Consider the following 16,975-nt stretch of genomic DNA (forward strand, 5'->3'; position numbering starts at 1 on the left):
GGCTATTGACAAGTGTTGAATTGTGCGGCGACCCGCTCCTATGAGCGATTCTTCTTCGGAGTTCCGCTGCCCGCTCAGATATGCGGGGGCAGCATCGTGAATTGCGCGCTGACCTGAGCGGTCACGCGCAGGCGTGAGGGTTCCAGATCGAGGGGTTCGGCCGCCTCGGTCATGTCGGCCATGCTCATGCGGCGGACGCCGCGCCCGAAGGCCGCGCCACCGGCCCGCGGGCGCTCGGCGCCGGTGTCGGCCAGTTCGATCAGGGCGGCGATCGAGGTGCCCAGGGCCTCGGCGTACTCCCGGGCCCGCTGGACCGCCTCGGCGACCGCCCGCCGCCGGGCCTCGGCATGCACCGGCGAGCCGGGGCGCAGGGACCACCAGGGGCCGTCGACCCGGGTCAGCTCCAAGTCGGCGAGACGGGTGGTCAGTTCACCGAGGACGGTGAAGTCGGCGAACTCGGCGCCGAGGTGGACCCGGCCCTGGTAGCTGCGCACCCGCTCGCCCCGGCCGTGCTCGGTCAGTTCCGGGGTGATGGAGAAGGCGCCGGTGGACAGCTCCTCCACCGCGTCCCCGTAGGACTTCACGAGGTCGAGGACGGCGGCGTTGCGGCGGGTGAGGTCGTCGAGCGTGGAGCGCCGGTCGCGGCCGCGGGCGCTCACCGTCACGCCGATGCGGGCGACCTCGGGCTCGACCTCGAGTTCGGCCTCACCGCGGACCACGAGGAGGGGAGCGTCGGGGGTGCCGTACGGGAAGGTGGCCGCAGAGGTCATACGCCCCACTCTGTCACGCGCTTCCCGCTTCGGCGGCCGGAGTTCACACGACAGGTCACCGGATCGCAACCTCCTGGACCTGTTGCCGTACGTCATGCGCAGGTCAGAATCTACGCGCGTCGTTGACCATTCCCCGAGGAGATCGAGAGATGCCGTTGAACCGCCGGAAGTTCCTGAAGAAGTCCGCCGCGACCGGGGCGGGAGTGGCGATCGCCGGTGCGGCGGCGGCTCCGGCGGCCGAGGCGGCGCCTGCCGCGAAGCCCGCCGGGCACGTGAAGCGGTACTCCCTCACCGTCATGGGCACCACCGACCTGCACGGCCACGTCTTCAACTGGGACTACTTCAAGGACGCGGAGTACGCCGACAAGGCGGGCAACGCGATGGGCCTGGCCCGGATCTCGACCCTGGTCGACCAGGTCCGCGAGGAGAAGGGCCACTGCAACACCCTGCTGCTGGACGCCGGCGACACGATCCAGGGCACCCCGCTGACGTACTACTACGCCAAGGTCGACCCGATCACCGCCAAGGGCGGCCCGGTGCACCCGATGGCGCAGGCGATGAACGCGATCGGGTACGACGCGGCGGCGCTCGGCAACCACGAGTTCAACTACGGCATCGAGACGCTGCGCACGTTCGAGGACCAGCTGGACTTCCCGCTGCTCGGTGCCAACGCGGTCGACGCGAAGACGCTGAAGCCGGCGTTCCCGCCGTACTTCATGAAGAAGTTCCACGTGCCGGGCGCCCCGCCGGTCAAGGTCGCCGTGCTCGGCCTGACCAACCCGGGCATCGCGATCTGGGACAAGGCCTCTGTGCAGGGCAGGCTGGCGTTCGAGGGTCTGGAGGAGCAGGCCGCGAAGTGGGTGCCGAAGCTGAGGTCGCTGGGCGCGGACGTGGTCGTCGTCTCGGCGCACTCGGGTACGTCGGGCACGTCGTCGTACGGCGACCAGGTGCCCTACGTGGAGAACGCGGCCGCCGACGTCGCCCGGCAGGTGCCCGGCATCGACGCGATCCTGGTCGGCCACGCGCACGTGGAGATCCCGGAGCTGAAGGTCACCAACGAGCAGACGGGCCGGACGGTCGTCCTGTCGGAGCCGCTGTGCTACGCCGAACGGCTGACCCTCTTCGACATCGAGCTGGTGTTCAGCAAGGGCAGGTGGGCGGTGGAGTCGGTCTCCGCCTCGCTGCGCAACTCCAACACGGTCGCCGACGACCCGAAGATCACCAAGCTGCTCGAGGACGAGCACGCGAAGGTCGTCGCGTACGTCAACCAGGTGGTGGGCCGGGCGACCGAGCCCCTGACGACCGTCGAGGCCCGCTACAAGGACGCCCCGATCATCGACCTGATCACCAAGGTCCAGGAGGACGTGGTCAAGGCCGCGCTGGCGGGCACCGCGTACGCCTCGCTGCCGGTGATCGCACAGGCCTCGCCCTTCTCCCGGACCTCCGAGATCCCGGCCGGCGAGGTGACCATCCGGGACCTGTCGAGCCTGTACGTGTACGACAACACGCTGGTCGCCAAACTGCTGACGGGCGCGCAGGTGCGGGCGTACCTGGAGTACTCGGCGCAGTACTACGTCCAGACGGCAGCCGACGCCGCCGTCGACCTGGAGAAGCTGACGAACGCGGGCGGCCGTCCGGACTACAACTACGACTACGTCTCGGGCCTGGCGTACGACATCGACATCGCCCAGCCGGCCGGGTCGCGGATCAAGAACCTCACCTTCGGCGGTGCCGCGCTGGACGACGCCCAGCAGTTCGTGTTCGCGGTGAACAACTACCGCGCCAACGGCGGCGGCGCCTTCCCGCACGTCGCCTCGGCCAAGGAACTGTGGTCGGAGTCGACGGAGATCCGCACCCGGATCGCGGAGTGGGTCACCGCCAAGGGCGTCCTGGACCCGAAGGACTTCGCGTCCGCGGACTGGAAGCTGACGCGGAACGGCACTCCGGTCTTCTAGCCGCCGTCGGGGGGCTCGTTTCCGGCCTGGCTCCGCTCATTGCCTTCTCTCGACCAGCGGAGTCAGCTGCATCGCCTGCCTGGGGTGCGGAATCCTGTGCCGCGGGTCCTGAAGTCCGAAGGTGGTGAAGGCTGTTCGGGTCGGCAACGGGTAAGCCTTCTTCCCCGTGAGGGAGTTGAGGATGGTGGCGCTGCGCCAGGCGGCGAGGCCGAGGTCGGGGGCGCCGACGCCGTGGGTGTGCAGCTCGGCGTTCTGGACGTACACCGACCCGGTGACCGAGGGGTCCAGGACCAGCCGGAACTCCTCCTCGATGCGCAGGCGTTCGCCGCTGTCGCGGCGCAGGTAGGGGTCGAGTCCGGCGAGGATCCGGCCGAGGGGGCGTTCGCGGTAGCCGGTGGCGAGGACGACCGCATCGGTGGTGAGCCGGGAGCGGCTGCCCTGCTGAACGTGTTCCAGGTGGAGCTCGACCTTGGTGGTGGCGACGCGACCGGCGGTGCGGACGCGGACACCCGGGGTGAGGACGGCGTCGGGCCAGCCGCCGTGCAGGCTGCGCCGGTACAGCTCGTCGTGGATGGCGGCGAGCGTGCCGGCGTCGATGCCCTTGTGCAGCTGTCCCTGGGCGGCGACGAGCCGGTCGCGGACGGGTTCGGCGAGGGCGTGGAAGTAGCGGGTGTAGTCGGGGGTGAAGTGCTCCAGGCCGAGCTTGGAGTACTCCATCGGCGCGAACGCCTCGCTGCGGCCGATCCAGTGCAGCTTCTCGCGGCCGGCGGGGCGGTGGCGCAGCAGGTCGAGGAAGACCTCGGCGCCGGACTGCCCGGAGCCGACGACCGTGACGTGGCCGGCGGCGAGCACGGCGGCGCGGTGCTCGAGGTAGTCGGCGGCGTGGACGACCGGGACGCCGGACGCCTCCACCAGGGGCTTGAGGGGGTCGGGCACGTAGGGTGCGGTGCCGACGCCGAGGACGATGTTGCGGGTGTAGGTGCGGCCCAGGGACTCGGCCTCGCCCTCGGCGCCGAGCTGGGTGAAGTCGACCTCGAACACGTCGTGTTCGGGGTTCCAGCGGACGGCGTCGACCTGGTGGCCGAAGCGCAGGGCGGGGAGGTTCTGGGAGACCCAGCGGCAGTAGGCGTCGTACTCGGCGCGAAGGATGTGGAAGCGCTCGGCGAAGTAGAAGGGGAAGAGCCGCTCCCGGTCCCGCAGGTAGTTGAGGAAACTCCAGGGGCTGGTGGGGTCGGCGAGGGTCACCAGATCGGCGAGGAAGGGCACCTGGACGGTGGCGCCCTCGATGAGCAGGCCCGGGTGCCAGTCGAAGCCGGGGCGCTGTTCGTAGAAGACGGCATCGAGTTCGGTGAGCGGGTGGGCGAGGGCGGCGAGCGAGAGGTTGCACGGTCCGATGCCGATGCCGACCAGGTCGCGGGGGGAGTCCGGCTCATGGCGTGGCGGGTTGTTCATCTGGGGGTGGTTCCTTCGGGGGTCGTTCCTTCTACGAGCTTGAGCAGCTGGGCCAGTTCGTCCGGCCGGGTGTGCGGGTTGAGGAGGGTGGCCTTGAGCCAGAGGCGGCCGTCGAGGCGGGCCCGGCCGAGGACGGCCCGGCCCTCGTACAGCAGCCTGCGGCGTATGGCAGCCACGGCGTCGTCGTCGGCCTCGACGGGCCTGAAGAGGACCGTGCTGATGACGGGCCGGTCGTAGAGCTCGAAGCCGGGGTGGTCCTGGACGAGGGCGGCGAACGCGCGGGCGTGGGCGCAGACCTGGTCGATCAGGGCGCCGAGGCCGCTGCGGCCCAGCGTCTTCAGGGTGACGGCGATCTTGAGGATGTCCGGGCGGCGGGTGGTGCGCAGGGAGTGGTCGAGCAGGTCGGGCAGCCCGGCTTCGGTGTCGTCGTCGGCGTTGAGGTAGTCGGCGTGGTGGTGGAGGACGGCGAGTTCACGGGGCCGGGCGACGGCGAGCAGGCCTGCGGCGACCGGCTGCCAGCCGAGTTTGTGCAGGTCGAGGGTGACCGTGTGGGCGGCTTCGAGTCCGGCGAGCTTCTCGCGGTGCCGGTCGCTGAAGGCGAGGCCCCCGCCGTAGGCGGCGTCGATGTGCAGGCGGGCGCCGTGCGCGGTGCACAGGCCGGCGATCTCGGGGAGCGGGTCGATGAGGCCGGCGTCGGTGGTGCCGGCGGTGGCGGCGACCAGCAGCGGGCCGGTGAGCGCGGTGAGGGCCTCGTGCAGGGCGGCGGGGTCGAGGATGCCGTTCGGGGTGGGGACGACGACCGGGTCGGGCAGGCCGAGCAGCCAGGCGGCGCGCGGCAGGGAGTGGTGGGCGCCCGCCCCGCAGACCAGTTGGACGCTGCCGCCGTGGGTCTCGCGGGCGAGCAGCAGGGCGAGTTGGTTGGACTCGGTGCCGCCGGTGGTGACCAGGGCGTCGGCGAGGCCGATCTCGTGCGCGAGGGCACGGGTGACCTCGGCCTCCAGCGCGGAGGCGGCCGGGGCCTGGTCCCAGGAGTCCAGGGACGGGTTGAGGGCGCTCGCGGCGAGGTCGGCGGCGGTGGCGACGGCGAGCGGCGGGCAGTGCAGGTGGGCCGCGCACAGCGGGTCGGCGGGGTCGGCGGCGCCCTCGGCCAGCGCGTGCACGAGGGCGCGCAGGGCATCGGGGTCGCCGTCGTCCGGCAGCACCTCCCCGAGGACGTCGGCGACGCGTGCGGCGACGCTCCGGGGCCCTCCGGCGGGCAACGGTCCGCCGCGGGCCCGCCCGCCGGCGGCGAGCGCGTCGAGGACGGTGTCCAGGAGCGGACGGAGGGATTCGGGGCCGTCGGGTCCTGAGGCCAGGGGCGGCGTACTCATGGGCTCTCCTCCGGGGCACGGGGGCAAGGGGACGTCCATGCGGTTTCCGGCTTGTACGACGGCTTCTGCACGAGTGTTCGACTACGGAGACGGGAGCCTGCGCACGAGGGGTCGCGTACGAGGGTTTCTGTACGGAGACTTCCAGCTTGTACGAGAAGAGGGTCGCGCGTCCGGAAAGCCCGACGATCAACACCCGAAAGTGGGTATTGCCGTGCAGGGAAAACGCGTTGGAACGATGGTTGCTCGCGGCTAACGTCGGTCGGATGGTTGACGCGTGGATGATCGAGGTGCCCGGTGAGCGGGTGGTGGTGCGTGAGCCCGGTCCCGCGGACGAGGCCCCATTGCTGACGCTGTTCGAGGAGTGCGAGGACTGGTTCGTGGCGGCGACGGGGCTGCCGTCGGGGCCGGGCGACGTGCAGAGCCTGTTCTACTCGCTGCCAAAGGGCGCGCGCCCCGACGACAAGGTGCTCCTGGTTCTGGAGCGGGACGGCGTGGTCGCGGGCCTGGTGGAGGCCGTACGGGACCATCCTGAGCCCGGTGCGGTGGCGATGGGCCTGTTCCTGCTGGCGCCCTGGGCGCGGGGCCGGGGCCTCGGCCGCGCCCTGGCCGAGACCCTGCTGGCCCGGGCCGGTGAGGTGTCCCTGGTCACGGCGACGGTCCCGGCCGGCTGGCACTCCGGTGCGCGCTTCCTGGAGCGGCTCGGTTTCACCCTGGACACCGCCGCGCCGGCGCCCACGGAGGTGGGCAACCGGCGGGCGGGGCCGCGCGAAGGGGGCGTACGGCGGGCCGAGTTGCGTCCTGGCCGTTAGGACCGCGGGCCTGGGCGCGTCGCGGTGGTCAGGGCTGCGGCCCTGGGTCCGGCCCGGTGGGCCGGGCTGCGGTCCTGGGTACGTCCTGGTGGATTGTCAGGGCTGCTGCGGCCCTGGATGCGGCCCGGTGGGTCGAGCCTGCGGCCCTGGGTGCGTCGCGGTGGTCAGGGCTGCGGCCCTGGATGCGGCCCGGTGGGTCGGGGCTGCGGCCCTGGATGCGGCCCGGTGGTCAGGGCTGCGGGCGGAAGTCCTCGGCGTGGTCGCGAGCCCACTGGGCGAAGGTGCGGGCGGGGGTGCCGGTGAGCTTCTCGACCGTGCCGGTGATCTCCGGTGGGACGCCGACGGTTGCTTCGAAGGTCTGCAGCAGCCGGTCGAGCATGGCCTGCGGCACGTGCGGGAACAGTTCCGGACCCGCCTCCTTCGCCGACACCTCGACGAGCGTCAGCTCCCGGCCGACGGCCCGCCCGATCGCCGCGATCTGCTCGGCGTTGGTGGTCGCCCCGGGGCCGGTCAGCCGGTGCGCGGCACCCTCGTGGCCGTCGTCGAGCAGGGCGCGCTCGGCGACGGCGGCGATGTCGTCCTCGTGGATGGGCGCGCTGAGCGCGTCGGCGAAGACACCGCGGACGGCGGTGTTCCGGGCGCGGATCTGCGGCGCCCACTGGAGGGCGTTCGTGGCGAACGCGTTGGGCCGCAGGAACGTCCAGGCGAGCCCGCTGTCGCGGACCTGCCGCTCGGCGTCGGCGTGCATGACGTGAATGGGGTGGGTCTCGTCGGCGCCCTCCTGGATGATCCCGCTGGAGAGCATCACCACGTGCCGCACCCCCTGCTCGCGGGCCGCCTTCAGCAGGGCGGGCGTGCCGGCCTGCGCGTAGAGGAAGAGCTTCGTCGCTCCGGCGAACAGGGCGGCGGGCTCGTCCGGATCGAACCGCACCACCTCGGCCTGCTCGGGCAGGGCGAGGCGCCGCGGGTCGCGGGCCAGGGCCCGCACGGGCGCTCCAGCGGCGAGAAGACGGCCGACAAGGGCACGGCCGACGTTGCCGGTCGCACCGGTCACTGCGATCACGGATCTGCCTCCGGGGTTCGGGTTGATCGTCCTTGGCCCAACGAGCCTAGGAAAGACGATCGGCCCGCCGCATCGTCGGCAGGTACCAGCCGTGCCCTACGTCGTCGGTCCTACGCCCCGCGCACCCGCAACGCCCGTGCCAGGTCGTCCAGTTCGTCGACCAGCCTGCGGCGCAGGGCGACGACCGGGCCGGCCTCCCGCAGGCAGGTCTCGCCGAGGGCGAGGTGCTCGGCGTCGACGGCGTGCTGCGGGAAGGCCCAGCGGCCGGCGGCGACGGCGATGGCCGGGCCGCGGCGGGCGGCGAGCGCGACGACGTCCTTGTAGTAGCGCGGCACGTACTCCCGGACCAGGTCGGCCTGTTCGGGCTGCCAGAAGCCCCGCGCGGTGGCCGTGAACAGGTAGTTGGACAGGTCGTCGCCGGTGAACATCGCCTCCCAGGCCGCGCGCTTGGCCTCGGGGTCGGGCAGGGCGGCACGGCAGGTGGCCGCGCCCTCCTGGCCGGTGGCGGACGGGTCGCGCTCCAGCTCGGCGGCGATGGCGGCCTCGTCGGTGGCGCCGAGCACGGCGAGCCGGCCGAGGATGCGCCAGCGCAGCTCGGGGTCCAGCTCGGGCCCGCCGGGCACCGTACCGTCGGCGAGCCAGGCGGCGATGGTGTCGGGGTGGGCCGCGACGTCGATGAAGTGCCGTACGGCGACCAGGCGCAGGCCGGGGTTGTCGCCGTCCTCGGTGCGGCGCAGCAGGTCGCGGCAGAGGGAGGTGAGGGTGGCGAGGGCGGCCGGGCGGTCCTCGGGGCACAGGTAGCGGTCGGCGACGTGGGCGGAGGCGAAGGCGAGGACGCCCTGGACGAGGGCCAGGTCAGTCTCCAGCGGAAGGTGGGCGCGGGCCGTCTCCAGGTAGGCCGCGGGCGGGAGTTCCCCGTCCCGGACGGCGTCCCTGAGGGCGTTCCACACGACCGCGCGGGTGAGCGGGTCGGGCAGCCCGGACAGGCCGCTGCGGACCGCCTCGAAGGACTCGCCGTCGAAGCGGACCTTGGCGTAGGTCAGATCGCCGTCGTTGAGCAGGAGCAGGGCGGGGCGCTTGCCGATGGGCTGCGGGGCGTCCTGCGGGACGTCGATGCCGATGCGTTCGCGCAGGACGAGGCGGCCCTCGTCGGTGAGGTCGCGGTCGTACAGGCCGACGCTGACGCGGTGCGGGCGGCTGCCCGCGCGGTCGACGGTCAGGGTGCAGGCGCCGTCGGCGGACTCCACGCCCGGGGTGAGCGTGTCGACACCGGTGGTGCGCAGCCAGGCGTCGGCCCAGGCGTGCACGTCGCGTTCGGTGGCGGCGGCGAGGGAGTCGATGAAGTCGGCGAGGGTGGCGTTGGCGAACCTGTGCCGCTGGAAGTGGATGTTGATGCCGGCGAGGAAGTCCTTCTCGCCGAGCCAGGCCACCAGCTGGCGCAGCGCGGAGGCGCCCTTGGCGTAGGAGATGCCGTCGAAGTTGAGCAGGGCGGCGGCGGTGTCGTCGACGGCCTCGGGGGCGACCGGGTGGGTGGAGGGGCGCTGGTCGGCGTCGTAGCCCCAGGCCTTGCGGGTGACGCCGAACTCGACCCACGGTTCGGTGAAGCGGGTCGCCTCGAGGGTGGTCTGGTAGCCCATGTACTCGGCGAAGGACTCGTTCAGCCAGATGTCGTCCCACCACTTGAGGGTGACGAGGTCGCCGAACCACATGTGGGCCATCTCGTGGGCGATGACCATGGCGCGGATCTGCCGCTCGGTGTCGGTGACGGCCGAGCGGTAGACGAAGTCGTCCCGGAAGGTGACCAGGCCCGGGTTCTCCATGGCGCCGGCGTTGAACTCGGGCACGAACGCCTGGTCGTAGGAGTCGAAGGGGTAGGGCTCCTCGAACTTCTCGTGGTAGCGGTCGAAGCACGCGCGCGTGACCTCGAGGATCTCCTCGGTGTCGGCGTCGAGGTGGGGGGCGAGGGAGCGGCGGCAGTGGATGCCGAAGGGCAGGCCGCGGTGCTCGGTGCGCACCGAGTGCCAGGGGCCGGCGGCGACGGCGACGAGATAGGTGGAGATCAGCGGGGTCGGGGCGGCCTGCCAGCGGCCCTGGCCGAGGTGCTCGGTGACACCGTTGGCCAGGACGGTCCAGCCCTGTGGCGCCGTGACCGTGAGTTCGAAGACGGCCTTCAGGTCGGGCTGGTCGAAGGCGGCGAAGACCCGCTGGACGTCATCCAGGAACAGCTGTGTGTAGACATACGTCTCGCCGTCGGTGGGGTCGGTGAAGCGGTGCATGCCCTCACCGGTGCGGGAGTAGCGCATGACCGCGTCGACGCGCAGTTCGTGCTCGCCGGCGGTGAGGTTCTCGAGCGGCAGCCGGTCGTCGCGGAAGGACTCCGGGTCGAGGGGCTGTCCGTCGAGTGTGACGGCGCGCAGTTCGGCGGGCTTCAGCTCGACGAACGTGTCCCCGTCGGACCGCGCGGTGAACCTGATCACCGTGAGCGAGCCGAAGGTCTCGTCCCCCGTGGTGAGGTCGAGCTCGATGGTGTACCGGTGAACGTCGAGGAACTGTGCTCGGAGCTGCGCTTCGTCGCGCGTGATGACGGACATGCAGGCCATGCTGCCTGATGGCACCGACAGCGCACAGGGGTGGTTCGGTACATGGCATATGTCCGGTCCGCGCCCCCTGCCCTCCCTGCCCCGCCGGGCCGGTCCCGTGCCCCCTGCCCGGCCCGCCCGGTGCCGCGGATCAGCCTTCCGAGGCGGGCTGCCCGTTCGCCGCGTCCTCGGCGATGGACTCGTGGTGCCGGATCACCTCGGCGATGATGAAGTTCAGGAACTTCTCGGCGAAGGCCGGGTCGAGCCTGGCGTTCTCGGCGAGGCTGCGCAGCCGCTCGATCTGCCGGGCCTCGCGGGCCGGGTCGGCGGGTGGGAGCTGGTGCACCGCCTTGAGCCGGCCGACCTGCTGGGTGCACTTGAAGCGCTCGGCGAGCATGTGGACGACAGCCGCGTCGATGTTGTCGATGCTCTCGCGCAGCCGCTCCAGCTCCTGGCGGACCGCGGGGTCGACGTCACCGGTACCGGTGTTGCTGATGGTCATGAGCGCCAACCCTAAGGGGCGCGGCCCGTCCCGATCATCGGCCGATCAGCATGCGGTCAGCCCAGCAGCATCGGAGGATCGTCCGGATCCGGGATCCGGTCGCTCCAGCCGCCGGGGACACTGCGCCCCTGCTGGGCGCGGAAGCGGACGGGGGCGAGGCCCACCCGGCGGGTGAACAGGCGCGAGAAGTAGGCGGGGTCGTCGTAGCCGACGCGGCGGGCGACGGCTGCGACGGGCAGTTCGGTGGCGGCGAGGAGTTCCTTGGCGCGGCCGAGGCGGATGCCGAGGAGGTAGTCCTTGGGGCTGCATCCGGCGGCGCGGCGGACGGCACGGCGCAGCTCGGCGGGGGTCATCCCGTGCCGGGCGGCATGGTCGGCGACGCTCATCGGCTTGCAGGCGTCCCGGGCGAGGGCCTGGAGCACCTCGTCGCCGTCGGGGGCGAGGTCGGCGCGGGCCCGGCGCAGGGCGACCAGGAGCTCGTGGACGGCGGCGGCGGTCTCCACCTCCAGCAGCGGGTTGCCGCGGCGGGCGGCGCGGGCGATGCGGGCGACGACCGCGCGGGGTCCGGCCGCGTCCGAGAGCGCGACGACGGGCCGCTCGGGCTCGATGTAGCCGAGCTCGGTGTAGGTCGCGGTGGCGGGCCCGGCGAAGTCGACGAAACCCTCGTCCCAGCCCGTGTCCGGGTCGGGCCCGTAGTGGTGCGGCACGCCGGGGGTGAGCCACAGCAGCGCGGGCGCGGTGACCGTCGTACAGCGGCCGTCGGCACCCCGGTACCAGCCGCCGCCCGTGCTGATCACGACGGCCACATGGTGGTCGAGGGTGCGGGGGCCGACCGTGGGCAGCGCGCCGTACTGGAGGCCGACGCCGAGGCAGACCAGGCCGAGGCGGTGGTGGGCGGGGCCTGGGCTGAAGAACCGCATCCAGGTGTGGTACATCGGTGCTCCTCCCCGGCATCGGCGGCGGCGGACTTTTGTCCAAGCAGCGCCGATCTTCGTCCATGGCGCGGGGCGCCGCCAGGGCCGAGGCTTGGGTGCATGAGCGAGTTCACGGTGGCGGAATCCGACTTCCTGCTGGACGGGCGCCCGGTACGGCTGCTGTCCGGCGCGCTGCACTACTTCCGGGTGCACGAGGGGCACTGGCGGCACCGGCTGGAGATGCTGCGGGCCATGGGCCTCAACTGCGTGGAGACGTACGTCCCGTGGAACCTCCACCAGCCGAGCCCGGGCCGGCACCGGGACGTGCAGGCGGTCGGGCGGTTCCTGGACGCGGTCCGTGCGGCCGGCCTGTGGGCGATCGTGCGGCCGGGGCCGTACATCTGCGCCGAGTGGGAGAACGGCGGGCTGCCGCACTGGGTGACGGGCGAGCCCGGCACGCGCGCGCGTACCCGTGACGAGCGCTTCCTGTTCCACGTGCGGAACTGGTTCCACCCTCTGCTGCACGAGATCGTGCCCCGGCAGATCGACCGCGGCGGCCCGGTGATCATGGTGCAGGTCGAGAACGAGTACGGCAGCTACGGCTCGGACACGGACTACCTGGAGCAGCTGGCCGACCTGCTGCGGGTCAAGGGGGTCACGGTCCCGCTGTTCACCTCGGACGGCCCCGAGGACCACATGCTGACCGGCGGCTCGCTGCCGGGGGTGCTCGCCACGGTGAACTTCGGCTCCCACGCGCGCGCGGCTTTCGAGACCCTGCGCCGGCACCGCCCGAAGGGCCCGCTGATGTGCATGGAGTTCTGGTGCGGCTGGTTCGACCACTGGGGCGGCGCACCCGTCGCACGGGACCCCGAGGAGGCGGCCGAGGCCCTGCGGGAGATCCTGGAGTGTGGGGCCTCGGTGAACCTGTACATGGCGCACGGCGGCACGAGTTTCGCAGGCTGGGCGGGCGCCAACCGGGGCGGCGGCGAGTTGCACGAGGGGCCACTGGAGCCGGACGTCACCTCCTACGACTACGACGCCCCCGTCGACGAGTACGGGCGCCCCACGGAGAAGTTCTGGCGCTTCCGCGAGGTACTGGCCCGGTACCACCCCGAGCCCGTACCCGAACTACCGTCGCCACCAGCCCCGTTGGGTTCTCCAACGGACGTGGCGCTCACCGGATGGGCACCCTTGGTCGACGTACTGGAGGCGCTCGGCGGCGAGGAGACCGTCACGCCCGTGCCGCCGACGTTCGAGGAACTGGGCGTCGGCCGGGGCCTTGTGCGCTACGAGGTCGGCGTGCCCGGGCCACGGCAGCCGTACCCGCTGACGGTCCGCGGCCTCAGGGATCTCGCGGTGGTGTACGTCGACGGCGAGCGGGCCGGGGTGCTCACCGAGGACGAGCCCCGGCTGAAGGAACCCGTCGCGGGTCCCGCGCACGTGGAGCTGTGGGTGGAGTCCCTGGGAAGGGTCAATTACGGTCCGCGCTCCGGCGAGGCGAAGGGCATCACCGGGGGCCTCCTGCACGAGCGGCAGTATCTGCACGGCGTACGCGCGCGTGGGCTGGATCTGGACGCCTTCGCCGACGGCGTGGAGGCGGTGCCCTTCGGTGCGTCGCCCGAGGACGGCGCACCGGGGCTGTACCGGGGCACCGTCACGGTCCGCGGCGCCGGGGACGCACGGCTCGAACTGCCGGGCTGGATGCGGGGCTTCGTCTGGGTGAACGGTTTCAACCTGGGCCGCTACTGGTCCGTGGGACCGCAGCGGTCCCTGTACGTCCCCGGTCCGGTGCTGCGGGAGGGCGAGAACGAGGTGTGGGTGCTGGAACTCCAGGAGGCGGGGCCGGGCGGGGGCGGTGCCACGCCGCGTCTGGAGCCGGTCTGAGTGGGGTGCGAGGGGCGGGTGCGGTGGCCGGGCCCGGCGACCGCACCCGGTGGCCGCTACAGGGTGTCCGCCGCCCAGGCTATGTTCTTCGCGAAGGCGGACACCTCGGTGTACACGCCGGGCACGCCCGCCCGGGCGCAGCCGTCGCCCCAGCTGGTGATGCCGACCTCGATCCACTGGCCGGAGTCGTCCTTGCGGAACATGGGGCCGCCGGAGTCGCCCGAGCAGGTGTCGACGCCGCCCCTCGGGTATCCGGCGCACATCTCCTCGGCGGGCACGAGCCGGTTGCCATAGTGCCGCTTGCACTGGCCGTCGCCGACGAACGGCACCTTGGCCTTGAGGAGCTTGCCGGGGCGGCTGCGCGAGCCCTCCTGGGTGGCGCCCCAGCCGACGACGGTGAACGTGCCCTTGTTGTAGCGGCCGTCCTCGGCGATGTTCAGGGTGGGCAGGTCGAGGGGCCGGGCGAGCTTGATCAGCGCCCAGTCGCGGCCCTTGTGGTGATAGCCCGGGGCTCGCTTCACCTTGGTCGACTTCACCTTGATCGCGGCGGTCGAGCGGAGATCGGCGGCGCCCGCGGTGACCGTGACGGAGGTGTTGCGCCCGGAGCGGCCGACACAGTGCGCGGCGGTCAGGACGACGTCGTTCCGGTAGAGCGCGCCGCCGCAGCCCATGGAGAGATGGACCATGAACGGGAACTCACCCTGGGCGGCGGGCGTTCCCCCTACGACGGGCGCGGGTATCGGCACGGGCGCGGCGTGGGCGGAGCCGGGCTGGAGTCCGGCGACCGCGAGCGCCGCGGCACCGGTGGCCGTGGCCCGCTTGAGGGTGGTCAGGCCGCGTCGTTCCGGGGCATGACGAGTCAAGGGACGTCCTCTCCTGGGGGCGAGCGGTCCGCAGTATGAAGATCGCATGCAGTGCATGACAAGGGCGGATCTCACGCCCACGCCGGGGAACCGGAGCGGCGAAAATCCGCTCGCACCCGCATAGAGTGGAAGGGAGTTCCGAGCGTCTTTGGGGGTCGGACGTGGCGAACGGCGGACCGGTCGAGCACGGGTACCCGCATCTGGAGACGGTGCGGGCCGCCATCACCGCGCTGTACAGGCGGCTGTCGTACGACACCGTCCAGACCTTCTCGACCAGCGTGGTCCCCGCCGACGTGGCCTTCTGCGACACGGATGACCTGCATCTGGGGGCGCAGCGCGTGGCCCGGGAGATCGTGCGCCACTTCCGGCTGCCGGAGGCCCGGCTGATCGTCGGCTTCCGGGAGATGACCCATGCGGCGAACGTCGAACTGGCGGCGGGCCCCGAGTACTTCGTCGAGCTGAACGACCGCTTCCGCACCCATCGCAAGGACATCGGCGCGGCCCTCGCGCACGAGGTGATGCACGTCTATCTCCACCGCCTCGATCTCTCCTTCCCCACCACGGCGGAGAACGAGATCCTGACGGACACGGCGACGACCTACCTGGGCGCGGGCTGGCTGCTGCTGGACGCCTACCGTGAGGACCGGGCCTCCTCCCAGAAGCTGGGCTATCTCACCCCCGAGGAGTTCGGTTACGTCCTCGCCAAACGGGCTCTGCTCTTCCATGAGGATCCCTCCGTGTGGTTCACCAGCCCGCAGGCGTACACGGCCTACGCCGCGGGCATGGCCCGGGCCCGGCGGGACGAGCAGCAGCCGCCGCTGACCGGGGCCGGCTGGGCAGGGCGCCGCCGGTACGCCCACGACCGCCGCCATGCGCCCGGCGTGCAGCCCGCCGGCGCCTACGCCTTCACCGCCGACCCCGGCCCGGACGGCCGTCTCCGGGTCTCCTTCCCCTGCCCCACCTGCCACCAGCGGATCAGAGTGCCGGTACGGGGGCGGGTCCGCGCCCGGTGCGGACTGTGCCGGACGGTACTGGAGTGCGACACCTAGCTCCACACCACGCACCTGGGGGCTCCGCCGGCCGCCTGACGGGCTGAAGTCCGCTAGCCCCGGGCCCCGTACACCGCCCCTGGCACCTCCGCCGCCGCCAGCAGCTTCAGCGCGGCCTCCCCCGCCTCGGCCGGGGTCCAGCGCGCCCGCTTGTCGGCGCCGGGACCCGGGCGCCAGCCCTCCATGACGGTGATCCGGCCGCCCTCCGCCTCGAAGACCCGGCCGGTCACGCCGGCGCTCGCGGCGGAGCCGAGCCAGACGACCAGCGGGGAGACGTTCTCGGGGGCCATGGCGTCGAAGCCGGCGGCCGGGGCGGCCATGGTCTCGGTGAAGGTGCGTTCCGTCATGCGGGTGCGGGCGGCCGGGGCGACGGCGTTGACCTGGACGCCGTAGCGGGCCAGTTCGGCCGCTGCGACCAGGGTCAGCCCGAGGATCCCGGCCTTGGCGGCGCTGTAGTTCCCCTGCCCGACCGACCCCAGCAGGCCCGCCCCGCTGCTGGTGTTGACGATCCGGGCCACCGGCGTGCGCCCGGCCTTGGCCTCGGCCCGCCAGTGCGCGGCGGCGTGCCTGAGGGGCAGGAAGTGGCCCTTGAGGTGGACACGGAGCACGGCGTCCCAGTCGTCCTCGTCGAGGTTGACGAGCATGCGGTCGCGCAGGAAGCCGGCGTTGTTGACGAGGGTGTCCAGCCGCCCGTACGCCTCGACGGCGGTCCGGACGAGCGAGGCGGCGCCCTCGGTCGTCGCGATGTCGCCGCCGTGCGCGACGGCTTCCCCGCCCGCCGCCCGGATCTCCGTGACGACGGCCGCCGCCGGACTGTCGGGCCCCGGTACCCCGTCCAGCCCGACGCCCAGGTCGTTGACGACGACCCGGGCGCCCTCGGCGGCGAAGGCGAGGGCGTGGGCGCGGCCCAGCCCCCGTCCGGCGCCGGTGACGACGACCACTCGTCCTGCGCAGATTCCGCTCATCCCAGGCCTCCTTGCCGACGGTCTTCTCTGTTGACGGTTGCGGCGTCCAGGAACGCGGGCCGCTCCCCGCCCCCGTGCACCAGCAGGCTCGCCCCGCTGATGTAGGAGGCCGCGTCGGACGCGAGGAAGACGGCGGCCGCGCCGACATCCGCGGGGGTGGCCAGCCGTCCGAGCGGGACGGTGCGGGAGACGGCGGCGAGGCCGTCCGGGCCGCCGTAGTGCAGGTGGGACAGCTCGGTGCGGACCATGCCGACGACCAGCGTGTTGACGCGGACCTCCGGCGCCCACTCCACGGCCATCGAGGCGGCCAGGTTCTCCAGGCCCGCCTTGGCCGCTCCGTAGGCGGCCGATCCGGGCGAGGGCCGGCCGCCGCTCACGCTGCCGACCATCACGACCGAGCCCCGAGTGCGCCTCAAGTGCCCATAGGCGGCGAGGGAGGCGGTCAGCGGAGCGACAAGGTTCAGCTCGATGACCCGGGCATGCCGCTCGGCGTCCGCTTCGGCCAGCCGCCGGTACGGGGTGCCGCCGGCGTTGTTGACGAGCACGTCGAGCCGGGGCAGCGCGCCGAAGAAGGCGCGGACCGCGGGGGCGTCGCGCAGGTCGAGAGGGGCGAACTCCACGCCGTCGATGGGCTGTTCGGGGGGACGGCGGGCGCAGGCCAGCACCCGGGCGCCGGATGCGGCGAAGGCCCGTGCGATGCCCGCCCCGACGCCCCGGGTACCGCCGGTGACGACGACGGTTCTGCCGCGCAGCGCGTTGTCCACAGGCCCTGCCGCGGAGTGTGCGGAGTTGTCCACAGG

General features: G+C 72.6%; 14 protein-coding genes. 4 read left to right on the top strand and 10 right to left on the bottom strand.

Going from position 1 to position 16,975, the window contains the following annotated elements:
- Positions 1–74: 74 nt before the first annotated feature.
- Positions 75–770 (bottom strand): SIMPL domain-containing protein, encoded by a 696-nt coding sequence (locus tag AQI88_RS04990; RefSeq protein WP_066992470.1) that lies wholly within the window; start codon positions 768–770, stop codon positions 75–77.
- 149 nt (positions 771–919) lie between these two features.
- Between AQI88_RS04990 and AQI88_RS04995 the strand changes: the two genes are divergently transcribed.
- Complete coding sequence (locus AQI88_RS04995) at positions 920–2,725, top strand: bifunctional metallophosphatase/5'-nucleotidase (protein ID WP_066992472.1); 1,806 nt, start codon at positions 920–922, stop codon at positions 2,723–2,725.
- Positions 2,726–2,761: 36 nt separating this feature from the next.
- Here AQI88_RS04995 and AQI88_RS05000 read toward each other — a convergent pair whose 3' ends face one another.
- Together AQI88_RS05000 and AQI88_RS05005 are read right to left on the bottom strand one after the other, a co-directional pair.
- Positions 2,762–4,177 (bottom strand): lysine N(6)-hydroxylase/L-ornithine N(5)-oxygenase family protein, encoded by a 1,416-nt coding sequence (locus AQI88_RS05000; protein WP_066992474.1) that lies wholly within the window; start codon positions 4,175–4,177, stop codon positions 2,762–2,764.
- Positions 4,174–5,547, bottom strand: a complete 1,374-nt coding sequence (locus AQI88_RS05005) for a pyridoxal phosphate-dependent decarboxylase family protein (RefSeq protein ID WP_066992477.1) — start codon at positions 5,545–5,547, stop codon at positions 4,174–4,176. The genes AQI88_RS05000 and AQI88_RS05005 overlap by 4 nt, the downstream gene beginning before the upstream one ends.
- A gap of 263 nt (positions 5,548–5,810) precedes the next feature.
- Here AQI88_RS05005 and AQI88_RS05010 point away from each other — a divergent pair, with 263 nt between their 5' ends.
- Complete coding sequence (locus AQI88_RS05010) at positions 5,811–6,356, top strand: GNAT family N-acetyltransferase (protein ID WP_079057397.1); 546 nt, start codon at positions 5,811–5,813, stop codon at positions 6,354–6,356.
- Positions 6,357–6,585: 229 nt separating this feature from the next.
- Here AQI88_RS05010 and AQI88_RS05015 read toward each other — a convergent pair whose 3' ends face one another.
- The 4 genes from AQI88_RS05015 to AQI88_RS05030 all read right to left on the bottom strand — a co-directional run bounded on the left by AQI88_RS05015 (position 6,586) and on the right by AQI88_RS05030 (position 11,435).
- Positions 6,586–7,419, bottom strand: coding sequence for an NAD(P)H-binding protein (locus AQI88_RS05015; protein WP_066992480.1), 834 nt, complete (start codon positions 7,417–7,419; stop codon positions 6,586–6,588).
- 110 nt (positions 7,420–7,529) lie between these two features.
- On the bottom strand, positions 7,530–10,010 hold the full coding sequence (pepN, locus tag AQI88_RS05020; RefSeq protein WP_066993675.1) for an aminopeptidase N: 2,481 nt from the start codon (positions 10,008–10,010) through the stop codon (positions 7,530–7,532).
- 139 nt (positions 10,011–10,149) lie between these two features.
- Complete coding sequence (locus tag AQI88_RS05025; RefSeq protein WP_066992483.1) at positions 10,150–10,500, bottom strand: chorismate mutase; 351 nt, start codon at positions 10,498–10,500, stop codon at positions 10,150–10,152.
- 56 nt (positions 10,501–10,556) lie between these two features.
- Positions 10,557–11,435, bottom strand: a complete 879-nt coding sequence (locus AQI88_RS05030) for a helix-turn-helix domain-containing protein (protein ID WP_066992485.1) — start codon at positions 11,433–11,435, stop codon at positions 10,557–10,559.
- A gap of 99 nt (positions 11,436–11,534) precedes the next feature.
- Here AQI88_RS05030 and AQI88_RS05035 point away from each other — a divergent pair, with 99 nt between their 5' ends.
- The gene (locus AQI88_RS05035) at positions 11,535–13,298 is read left to right on the top strand and encodes a glycoside hydrolase family 35 protein (RefSeq protein ID WP_066992488.1); all 1,764 of its coding nucleotides are present in this window, start codon (positions 11,535–11,537) and stop codon (positions 13,296–13,298) included.
- Between the two features lie 56 nt (positions 13,299–13,354).
- Here AQI88_RS05035 and AQI88_RS05040 read toward each other — a convergent pair whose 3' ends face one another.
- On the bottom strand, positions 13,355–14,161 hold the full coding sequence (locus AQI88_RS05040; protein ID WP_066992490.1) for a S1 family peptidase: 807 nt from the start codon (positions 14,159–14,161) through the stop codon (positions 13,355–13,357).
- A 161-nt stretch (positions 14,162–14,322) separates the two neighbouring features.
- Here AQI88_RS05040 and AQI88_RS05045 point away from each other — a divergent pair, with 161 nt between their 5' ends.
- Positions 14,323–15,210, top strand: coding sequence for a hypothetical protein (locus AQI88_RS05045; protein ID WP_066992493.1), 888 nt, complete (start codon positions 14,323–14,325; stop codon positions 15,208–15,210).
- 53 nt (positions 15,211–15,263) lie between these two features.
- On the opposite strand, the gene AQI88_RS05050 is transcribed toward AQI88_RS05045, so the two are convergent.
- Both AQI88_RS05050 and AQI88_RS05055 read right to left on the bottom strand, forming a co-directional pair.
- Complete coding sequence (locus AQI88_RS05050; RefSeq protein WP_066992496.1) at positions 15,264–16,175, bottom strand: SDR family oxidoreductase; 912 nt, start codon at positions 16,173–16,175, stop codon at positions 15,264–15,266.
- Complete coding sequence (locus tag AQI88_RS05055; protein ID WP_244184041.1) at positions 16,172–16,972, bottom strand: SDR family oxidoreductase; 801 nt, start codon at positions 16,970–16,972, stop codon at positions 16,172–16,174. The genes AQI88_RS05050 and AQI88_RS05055 overlap by 4 nt, the downstream gene beginning before the upstream one ends.
- Between the last annotated feature and the right edge of the window lie 3 nt (positions 16,973–16,975).

This window comes from Streptomyces cellostaticus, from assembly GCF_001513965.1.
Lineage (GTDB): Bacteria > Actinomycetota > Actinomycetes > Streptomycetales > Streptomycetaceae > Streptomyces > Streptomyces cellostaticus.

What these genes read in the sequence shown, in the direction of transcription:
- AQI88_RS05000 (WP_066992474.1), bottom strand. Translation starts at nt 4,177, where the DNA reads ATGAACAACCCGCCACGCCATGAGCCGGACTCCCCCCGCGACCTGGTC.
- AQI88_RS05005 (WP_066992477.1), bottom strand. Translation starts at nt 5,547, where the DNA reads ATGAGTACGCCGCCCCTGGCCTCAGGACCCGACGGCCCCGAATCCCTC.
- AQI88_RS05050 (WP_066992496.1), bottom strand. Translation starts at nt 16,175, where the DNA reads ATGAGCGGAATCTGCGCAGGACGAGTGGTCGTCGTCACCGGCGCCGGA.
- AQI88_RS04995 (WP_066992472.1), top strand. Translation starts at nt 920, where the DNA reads ATGCCGTTGAACCGCCGGAAGTTCCTGAAGAAGTCCGCCGCGACCGGG.
- AQI88_RS04990 (WP_066992470.1), bottom strand. Translation starts at nt 770, where the DNA reads ATGACCTCTGCGGCCACCTTCCCGTACGGCACCCCCGACGCTCCCCTC.
- AQI88_RS05025 (WP_066992483.1), bottom strand. Translation starts at nt 10,500, where the DNA reads ATGACCATCAGCAACACCGGTACCGGTGACGTCGACCCCGCGGTCCGC.
- pepN (WP_066993675.1), bottom strand. Translation starts at nt 10,010, where the DNA reads ATGTCCGTCATCACGCGCGACGAAGCGCAGCTCCGAGCACAGTTCCTC.
- AQI88_RS05030 (WP_066992485.1), bottom strand. Translation starts at nt 11,435, where the DNA reads ATGTACCACACCTGGATGCGGTTCTTCAGCCCAGGCCCCGCCCACCAC.
- AQI88_RS05010 (WP_079057397.1), top strand. Translation starts at nt 5,811, where the DNA reads ATGGTTGACGCGTGGATGATCGAGGTGCCCGGTGAGCGGGTGGTGGTG.
- AQI88_RS05035 (WP_066992488.1), top strand. Translation starts at nt 11,535, where the DNA reads ATGAGCGAGTTCACGGTGGCGGAATCCGACTTCCTGCTGGACGGGCGC.